The following is an 8,719-nucleotide window of genomic DNA, read 5'->3' as shown; positions in this document are numbered from 1 at the left end:
TTCTGCCGCCATTGGCGGATCTGGTTGGGGTGGACACCGTATTCCGAAGCGATCTGGGCTATGGTCTTCTCTCCTCGGAGTGCTTCCAAGGCCACTCGCACCTTGAAGGCGGCGTCGTGACTCCTGCGCATGTTTGCCTGCCATGCCATACCTCCTTCTGATATCGGCAGGCTAACATGCACCTTATTATTGCCCTGTCCAGTTTCTGGGGAGAGTTATGCTGTTTTTTGAGCAAAGTTCCTGGTTTGGTGGTGGTGCGTCCCCGTTTTGATACTGAATACGGACGGGTTTCAAGAGCCTGTCGATGGTGGCGGGGAAGATTGTAAGCCATGCCTGGTTCACCTCAGTTGTGAGTTTGCCGAAGCATGGGTTGTACCCCGGCAGCCAAAGGGGCAGGATGGCTTTAAGGCGCTTTGAACAGGGGAGATTGGCTTCGAGCCAGGTTCGTTTGAGGGGGGTTAGAATCTCTTCCCGATTGTGGAAGGAAGCCCTTCCCCTTTTGCGGGGTTGGGGTTTTGTAAGCCGTTTGAAACCTTTCAGTAATCGGATGGCATACTTGCGGTTGTAACCGCAAGTGGCGCAAAGCTCATTGAGCATAATTGTTCGTTCACTGCGGGAGGCCTCTTTGTATCGTCGATGTACGGCCTCAATGTACTCACATTTGGATCGTGGACTCATTTCTTTCCTCCTTTCGGAAGTCGATGTCTGGTTACATCGAATTATGAGTCAACGATACTACCTGAAACCACTCACCGGTTACTTTTAATGTGAGGCAATTCGATCCCTTAATTCTCATTGACACACCCATGGACCTTGCCTATACTACGCCTCCTCATGAAACGAAGGCGTGAATCGTGTGTCCAGAACGCCGCCTTTCCAAAGGAGAGCATTTAAAAAACCGGATACCGGCTGACTGACGTCGGTATGATGTGGAGAATGAACTGATTTCCGCAAGGATTCAGACAACATAAACATGTGCAAGGATTCATGGATGATAAAAAAAGGACTGTTTTTTCTGCTACTGGTCCTGATGTTGTTTTATCCGCCCGCTGTTCAGGCGGAAGACAAAAATATCATTAAAATTGGCGATGATGTCACGATCAAGGAGGGAACCCGAGTCAACAACATTATTGCGATCGGTGGTCAGGTGACCCTGTATGGGGTGGCCGACGGGAATATCTTCGCCGTGGGTGGTTCCGTGTTGCTGGCTTCAAGTTCCATTGTCGGTGGCAATGTCACCTCGATCGGGGGGGTGATTGTCCGGGGCAGCGGTTCCGAAGTCAGCGGTTCCTTGACTGAAATTAACGCCACGAATTTTTCCGAAATACTGGCCGCGGTTTTGAACAGCGAATGGAAAGGGTGGTCGTGGCTATTCGCGGTTTTTTCCGTGACCCTCTACTTGGGTCTCCTGATTCTTTCGATTCTGCTGGTTCTCTTGATTCCCAGGCCGATCCGCGTCATTTCCGAAGCTGTTGAAAAGAACCCTTACAAAGCGGGCCTGTGGGGTCTGGTGGGGTTGATCCTGGTCGTGCCGCTCGCGTTTCTTCTCACCATTTCCGTGATCGGGGTGGTTCTTGTTCCGCTGGAAATCAGCGTCGCCATTGCCGGGGGGCTGATCGGCGTTGTCGCTGTGGCACAACTTATCGGTAACCGGCTTTTCGTGATTTTGAAAAAACCCGAGCAGACTATCATGCGGGAAACCATCTGGGGGATCACGATTCTCTGGTTTGTAGGCTGGATTCCCTATATTGGCTGGATGCTGAAAGTATTCGCCCTTCTACTTGGACTGGGGGGTACGCTCATAACCCGCTTCGGTTCTTACCGGAAATGGGCGAAGTGAAGAAGACAGGACGCAACATGGGCAAACTTTTTGGTACCGATGGGGTGCGCGGACAGGTCAACAAGCACCCGATGACGGCCGAAATAGCCATGGATATCGGCCGGGCGACGGCTCGCCTGTTCCGTCGTGAAGGTCACGTAGGCCGTATTGTTGTCGGCAAGGATACCCGCCTTTCCGGTGATATGGTGGAAAGCGCTCTGGTGGCGGGCATCTGCTCAATGGGGGCACATGCCATTCTGGCCGGGGTGATTCCAACTCCCGGCATAGCCTTTTTGACGGCCAATTCACGGGCCGATGCGGGTATCATGATTTCCGCATCCCACAATCCCTATTATGATAACGGGATCAAGATTTTCGCTGGGGATGGGCGGAAGCTGCCCGACGAAAAGGAAGCGGTCATCGAGGAAATGGTTTGCGCCAGGGACTATGAAGCCCATCTGCCGCCCGTCAACGCTCTCGGAAAGGTCCTGCGAATGGACGATGCCCGGGGACGCTACATTGCCTTTTTGAAACGGGCCTTTCCTCCCGGTATGAATCTGGAGGGAACAAAACTGGTTCTCGACTGTGCGAACGGGGCTACATACCAGGTCGGGCCCGATACGTTCGGTGAACTGGGGGCGTCCGTGAAAACACTGTTCCATGAGCCGGACGGGAAAAACATCAACCACAGGTGCGGTTCCCAGCATCCGGAACGCCTGGCCGGGGAAGTCGTGAAAACCGGCGCCGACTGCGGATTCGCCTTCGACGGGGACGGAGACCGGATGATTGCCGTAGATGAAAAGGGTACCATTCTGACAGGCGACCAGATTCTGACCCTCTGTGCGGCCGTCATGAAGAAGGAAGGTAACTTGACGAACAACCTGGTTGTACGGACCGTCATGAGCAATATCGGCATGACCCTCGCGTTGGAAGAGATGGGAATTGATTATGCGATTACCGATGTCGGCGATCGCTGCGTATTTGAGGAAATGGTCGCCAGGGGGGCGTCCCTGGGCGGTGAGGATTCGGGACACCTGATCTTTCTGCAGCATCACACGACAGGCGACGGGATTCTTTCGGCTCTCCAGGTTCTGGCGGCGATGAAGAAATCGAAAAAATGCCTTTCGGATCTGGCGTCGGCGATGACCGTCTATCCCCAGATACTGATGAACGTTGAAACGAAGAACCGGCCTGATCTGGCGACGGTCCCGGCCGTCAGCCAGGCGATTGCCGAAGCGGAAGAGGCCCTGGGAAACAGGGGACGGGTGTTGGTCCGTTATTCCGGAACCCAGAATCTCTGCCGTGTTATGGTGGAGGGACCGACACGGGAGGAAACGGAAAGACACTGTAAAAATATTAAGGACATCGTCCGGGCCGAGCTCGGCTGACAGGAATTGCACATGGCGGAAAGAATAGAAATCGGTTTCAAAAACGGGGTATGGGATGCTCTGGGCGAAAAAACACGGCGGCGTATCCGGGAGCATCTCTTTCTTGACGTGGCGGAGGTTAAAACGGCCGCAGTATATACCATTGACGGGAGTCTGTCTCCAGATGAATTGCTGACCGCCGCTGCCGGCCCTTTGTCCGACCCGGTCATCCAGAACTACGCCATAAACCGGGGTATTCTGGACGGTTTCAGTTGGATGATCGAGGTGGGGTACCGGCCCGGCGTGACCGACAACGTCGGCAAGACCGCCCGGGAGGCCTTGGCTCTTCTGTTCGGAAGAAGCCCGAAGACGTTTTTCCCGGTTCATACGTCCCGGCAATACGCCATTAGGGGAAACCTCCGGCGGGAGGAGGTGGAAAAGGTCGCCACGGATCTGCTGGCCAACGAACTCATCGAGCGCTTCGTCATTGTGGACGGCAAGGAGTGGCAGCCCGATCGGGGTCTTCCCGCCTACGTACCTCGCGTCGAGGGGGTGGATCATCCCCGGACCGTCCGGATCGATCTGAACGTTTCCGATGAAAGCCTGATGAGCATCAGTTCCGATGGGATTCTGGCGCTTAATCTGGAGGAAATGAAGGCCATCCGCGACTACCTGAAAAAGGGCGACGTCCTTGCGGCACGCGGGAAATGGAGTCTCGGCGGGGAGATCACGGATGCTGAGCTCGAATGTCTGGCACAAACCTGGTCTGAGCATTGCAAGCACAAAATCTTCAATGCCCTGATCGACTACGAAGATGACAAGGGGAACCGCCAGGTGATCGATTCCCTGTTCGACTGGTTCATCCGCCGCTCCACGAGCGAAATCCGCAGACAGATGGGAGAGAGGGACTGGTGTCTGTCCGTTTTCGTCGACAACGCGGGGATCATCCGTTTCAACGACGACTACAACATGGTTTTCAAGGTTGAAACCCACAATTCACCTTCGGCGCTGGATCCTTACGGTGGCGCTCTGACGGGTATCGTCGGCGTGAACCGGGATCCCTTCGGCACGGGGCTGGGAGCGAAACTCATCTTCAATACGGATGTTTTCTGTTTTGCCCCCCCGCACTATGAAAAAGAGCTCCCTGAAAGGATTCTCCATCCACGGCGAATCTACGAAGGAGTCCGGGAAGGGGTGGAGCATGGTGGGAATAAAAGCGGTATTCCCACGGTCAACGGCTGCATCGTTTTCGACGAACGTTACCTGGGAAAACCTCTGGTGTATTGTGGAACGGGTGGATTCATGCCCGCGAAGATCGGCGGGCGTGAAAGTCATAAACGGGAAATTCTGCCGGGAGATCTGATTGTCATGACCGGGGGATGCGTCGGAAAAGACGGCATCCACGGAGCGACTTTTTCCTCGGAAGAACTACACGAGGATTCGCCGGTAACAGCCGTGCAGATCGGTGATCCCATAACCCAGAAGAAGATGACGGATTTTCTGCTGGTGGCGCGTGACCGGGGGCTTTATCGTTGCATTACCGATAACGGCGCCGGCGGGCTTTCCTCTTCCGTGGGTGAAACGGCGCGTCTGTCCGGGGGGTGCGAAATGGACTTGAAACAGGTGCCTCTGAAGTACGCGGGCCTCAATCCCTGGGAGATTCTCATTTCCGAGTCCCAGGAGCGGATGACGCTTGCCGTCGATCCGGCCAAAATCGACAAATTCCTGGCTCTGGCGGAGAAAATGGACTGCGTTGCCACCGTCATAGGCCGCTATACCGACACGGGGTGGTTTCACGTCCGCTACGGTGAGGAAACCGTCGCCTATCTGGATATGGCGTTTCTGCACGACGGCCTGCCCCGGATGGAACTCAAGGCGAAGTGGGCGCCCCCCGTTTATGAGGAACCGTCCTTCGCCGAACCCGAAAACTTGGGCGACGCGCTGAAACAGATGCTTGGCCGCCTCAACATCTGCAGCAAGGAGTCGGTGATTCGTCAATACGATCATGAGGTTCAGGGGGGAAGTGTCGTGAAACCCCTGGTCGGCGCGGGGAACGACGGCCCCGGCGATGCCTCGGTCGTGCGGCCGCTTCTTGACAGTTTCGAGGGTATTGTCGTGGCCAACGGTATCTGCCCCCGCTACGGGGACATCGATACCTATCACATGACAGCCTGCGCCATCGACGAGGCGGTGAGAAACAGTATCGCCGTTGGAGGCACCCTGGATGTTCTGGCTGGACTCGATAATTTCTGCTGGTGTGATCCCGTGACCTCCGAAAAGACCCCTGACGGAGCCTACAAGCTCGCGCAACTCGTACGGGCCAACCAGGCGCTTTTCGATGTGACGACGGCCTACGGGGTGCCCTGCATCTCCGGCAAGGACAGCATGAAAAACGACTACCAGATCGGGGACACGAAGATCTCCATTCCGCCGACCCTCCTCTTCTCAACCATTGGAAAAATAGAAGATGTTCGGAAAGCGGTCACAATGGACGCAAAACGTCCGGGCGATGTTGTGTATGTATTGGGAGAAACCCGGAAGGAACTGGGGGGATCTGAATGGTACGCCCTTCACGGCTATGTGGGTACCCGGGTTCCCGAGGTGGACACAACCAGGGCCAGGCAGCTTTATGAGGCGCTCTCCGCGGCGATGTGGGATGAATTGGTGGCCTCCTGTCATGACTGTTCCGACGGCGGCCTGGGGGTGGCCCTAGCAGAGACGGCCTTTGCCGGAGGGCTCGGTTTGAGGATCGATCTGGACAGGGTGCCGGCCGAAACCGGTTTGCGGGTCGATGAAATTCTCTTTTCCGAGACCCAGAGCCGTTTCGTTGTGACGGTTGCCCCGGAAAAGGCGCCGGCTTTTGAAACAGCGATGGTCGGGAATGTTTGTGACCGAATCGGTGAGGTGACGTCCGATGGGGCCTTCGTTGTTCAGCAGGCGGGACGTTTATTGATCAACGAAGATGTGACGGATTTGAAGAAGGCTTGGCAGGCAACCCTGGATTTCTAAAACAGGATGAGCCAGGGCTTGATGAAATAGAATATCGCGCCATTTCGAAAAGGGAAGCGACGAGAGATACGGGGCCGGCCTGCCGCATTGGTCAAGATTTCTCACATGCGTTCGAAATGACAGAGGATATGTTTGAAATGACAGAGGATATGTTCGCAATGACACCGGATACGTTCGTAATGACACTGTACGCATTCGCGGTGACACTGTGTGCATTCGCGGTGACGCTGTATGCGTTCGCAATGGCAATGGGTGCGTTCGATATGACATCGGATACATAGGAAATGACACCGAAAAAAATATTTCAGGACGAGAAAAAATGAACAAGGTTGTCCGATCCATCGTGATCACGGGAAACGGAACGAACTGTGAAATGGAAATGGCCCATGCCTGCAGGCTGGCCGGTTCGGAGGTCGTGGACATTGTCCACATCAGTGAACTGCTTTACGGCGAGAAGCGGTTGGATGATTACGATTTCCTCAATCTTCCCGGCGGATTTCTCGATGGAGATGACCTCGGTTCGGGCAAGGCGGGGGCCAACCGCATCCTCCACGCTTCCGTGAAAGACAGCACCGAAAAACTCCGGGATCAGTTTGAACGCTTCATTAAGAACGGCAAGCTCATCCTGGGTGTCTGCAACGGCTTCCAGCTCATGGTCAAGCTCGGGATTCTGCCCGCTTTCGACGGCAAGCCTTTTGTCCAGTCCGTGACACTCACCCACAACGATTCGGGCCGCTTTGAGGAGCGCTGGACCTACCTTAAGGTTAACCCCGCATCCCCTTGCGTCTTCACAAAAAATCTGCCCGGCCTTTACTTGCCCGTCCGCGACGGCGAGGGGAAACTCGTGGTGGACGGCGAGGAAACCCGGGAGCGCCTCCATCGCGAAAACCTGATCGCCCTCCAATACAGCAACGTACAGTTTAAAGAACCTGTCATGACGTATCCGGAGAATCCGAACGGCTCCGTTGACGCCATTGCGGGTCTCTGCGACCCGACGGGACGCCTGTTCGGACTCATGCCCCACCCGGAGGCCTTCCTCCATCGGACCAATCACCCACGCTGGACCCGGGAGGAACTTTCCGAAGAAGGACAGGGGGTTGCCGTTTTCCGCAACGCCATCGATTTCATCCGGAGCGGGGCGTTTTGATGACGACGAGGCCATAATGCGTTTCCTTCTCCTTGATCCCCTCGCGCGATCCGGCGCGTGTCGCAACTGACTATTTTATCATTTTGACCGCTTGACCGCGGGGAAAAATCTTGAAGTTCAGTTATTTCCATGTAATCAGATTTTTCGCGTTCCCTCGAAATGACATTGACCAAATCATGACACAGTTTTCGAAGAGAGGGCGTTGATGTAGAGCAGCCCATGGCAAAGCTGACCCTGAAAGAATGGATGAGGCGGCTGGGAGATAACCGGCAATTCATGGAAAATGTCCGATCCTGGAAGGATTTTCCTGCCTCCGCCGGAACCCTCGCCCCATTCCCCGACTGGATCCATCCCGAAATTCGTCGCTGTCTGGAAAGGCGGGGCATCCGGGAACTCTACAGCCACCAGGGCGAAGCCCTTTCCGAAATCCGGCGGAACCACGATGTCTGTCTCGTGACGCCTACGGCCAGCCGTAAAACCCTCTGCTACAACATCCCGGTGCTCAACGCGATTCTCGACCATCCCGAGACCCGGGCCCTCTACATGTTTCCCACGAAGGCCCTCGCCCAGGACCAGATGGAGGAGATCCACGGCCTGATCGGCGATCTGAAGGCGGACGTCCGGACCTTCACCTACGACGGGGACACCCCCGCCGACGCCCGGCAGGCCATCCGCAAGCAGGGCCATGTCATCGTGACCAACCCGGACATGCTCCACACGGGGATTCTACCCCACCACACGAAATGGCAGAAGCTCTTCACCAATCTCCGGTACGTCGTTCTAGACGAACTGCACGTGTACCGGGGCATTTTCGGTTCCCACGTGACGAACGTCATCCGGCGGCTGCGCCGGATCTGCCGTTTCTACGGCTGCGATCCCATCTTCATCTGCTGCTCCGCGACGATCGCCAATCCCGGGGAGCACGCCGAGCGGCTCCTGGAGAAACCCGTGACCCTCATCGCCGAAAGCGGTGCCCCCCGGGCCAGACGGGTCTTCGTCCTGTACAACCCTCCCATCGTCAACCGTGAACTGGGCATCCGCCAGTCCGCCATGACCCCGGCCCGCCAGGTGGCGGGGGAACTGATCGCCAACGGCATCCAGACGATCCTCTTCGCTACAAGCCGCCTGAATGTCGAGGTCCTCACCAAGTATCTGAAGGACCGTTTCGATAAAAACGAACCCGTGAAAAAACCGGTCGTCTCCGGTTATCGCGGCGGCTATCTCCCCCGGCTTCGGCGGAGCATCGAAGAGGGGCTTCGCCGGGGTGACCTGAAGGGGGTCGTGACGACCAACGCCCTGGAATTGGGTATCGACATCGGGGATCTCGAAGCCTGCATCATGGTCGGTTATCCGGGTTCCATCGCCAGCACCTGGCAG

General features: G+C 56.1%; 8 protein-coding genes. 6 read left to right on the top strand and 2 right to left on the bottom strand.

Annotated elements, in window-relative coordinates; translation table 11 throughout:
* Positions 1-149 (bottom strand): transposase (locus GX147_05200; protein ID NLN60097.1); only part of this gene is annotated, 149 nt, incomplete at its 3' end.
* A 37-nt stretch (positions 150-186) separates the two neighbouring features.
* On the bottom strand, positions 187-678 hold the full coding sequence (locus GX147_05195) for a hypothetical protein (protein ID NLN60096.1): 492 nt from the start codon (positions 676-678) through the stop codon (positions 187-189).
* A 313-nt stretch (positions 679-991) separates the two neighbouring features.
* Between GX147_05195 and GX147_05190 the strand changes: the two genes are divergently transcribed.
* The 6 genes from GX147_05190 to GX147_05165 all read left to right on the top strand — a co-directional run.
* Entirely contained in the window at positions 992-1,840 is an 849-nt protein-coding gene (locus tag GX147_05190; GenBank protein ID NLN60095.1) for a hypothetical protein, read from the top strand.
* Positions 1,841-1,857: 17 nt separating this feature from the next.
* A complete protein-coding gene (locus GX147_05185) occupies positions 1,858-3,207 on the top strand; it encodes a phosphoglucosamine mutase (protein NLN60094.1) in 1,350 nt (449 codons plus the stop codon).
* Between the two features lie 12 nt (positions 3,208-3,219).
* On the top strand, positions 3,220-6,195 hold the full coding sequence (locus GX147_05180; GenBank protein NLN60093.1) for a phosphoribosylformylglycinamidine synthase: 2,976 nt from the start codon (positions 3,220-3,222) through the stop codon (positions 6,193-6,195).
* Positions 6,171-6,476: a hypothetical protein gene (locus GX147_05175; GenBank protein ID NLN60092.1), complete on the top strand. Its 306-nt coding sequence runs from the start codon at positions 6,171-6,173 to the stop codon at positions 6,474-6,476. The genes GX147_05180 and GX147_05175 overlap by 25 nt, the downstream gene beginning before the upstream one ends.
* A 38-nt stretch (positions 6,477-6,514) precedes the next feature.
* On the top strand, positions 6,515-7,342 hold the full coding sequence (locus GX147_05170; protein NLN60091.1) for a phosphoribosylformylglycinamidine synthase subunit PurQ: 828 nt from the start codon (positions 6,515-6,517) through the stop codon (positions 7,340-7,342).
* A 219-nt stretch (positions 7,343-7,561) separates the two neighbouring features.
* Positions 7,562-8,719, top strand: a 1,158-nt coding sequence (locus GX147_05165) for a DEAD/DEAH box helicase (GenBank protein ID NLN60090.1), incomplete at its 3' end; no start/stop codon positions are given.

This window comes from Deltaproteobacteria bacterium (assembly GCA_012522415.1).
In the GTDB taxonomy this organism is placed as follows: domain Bacteria; phylum Desulfobacterota; class Syntrophia; order Syntrophales; family JAAYKM01; genus JAAYKM01.
Note: the sequence above shows the minus strand (reverse complement) of the source record. Positions and strands in the feature narration are given on the sequence as shown.

What these genes read in the sequence shown, in the direction of transcription:
- GX147_05195 (NLN60096.1), bottom strand. Translation starts at nt 678, where the DNA reads ATGAGTCCACGATCCAAATGTGAGTACATTGAGGCCGTACATCGACGA.
- GX147_05185 (NLN60094.1), top strand. Translation starts at nt 1,858, where the DNA reads ATGGGCAAACTTTTTGGTACCGATGGGGTGCGCGGACAGGTCAACAAG.
- GX147_05170 (NLN60091.1), top strand. Translation starts at nt 6,515, where the DNA reads ATGAACAAGGTTGTCCGATCCATCGTGATCACGGGAAACGGAACGAAC.
- GX147_05180 (NLN60093.1), top strand. Translation starts at nt 3,220, where the DNA reads ATGGCGGAAAGAATAGAAATCGGTTTCAAAAACGGGGTATGGGATGCT.
- GX147_05190 (NLN60095.1), top strand. Translation starts at nt 992, where the DNA reads ATGATAAAAAAAGGACTGTTTTTTCTGCTACTGGTCCTGATGTTGTTT.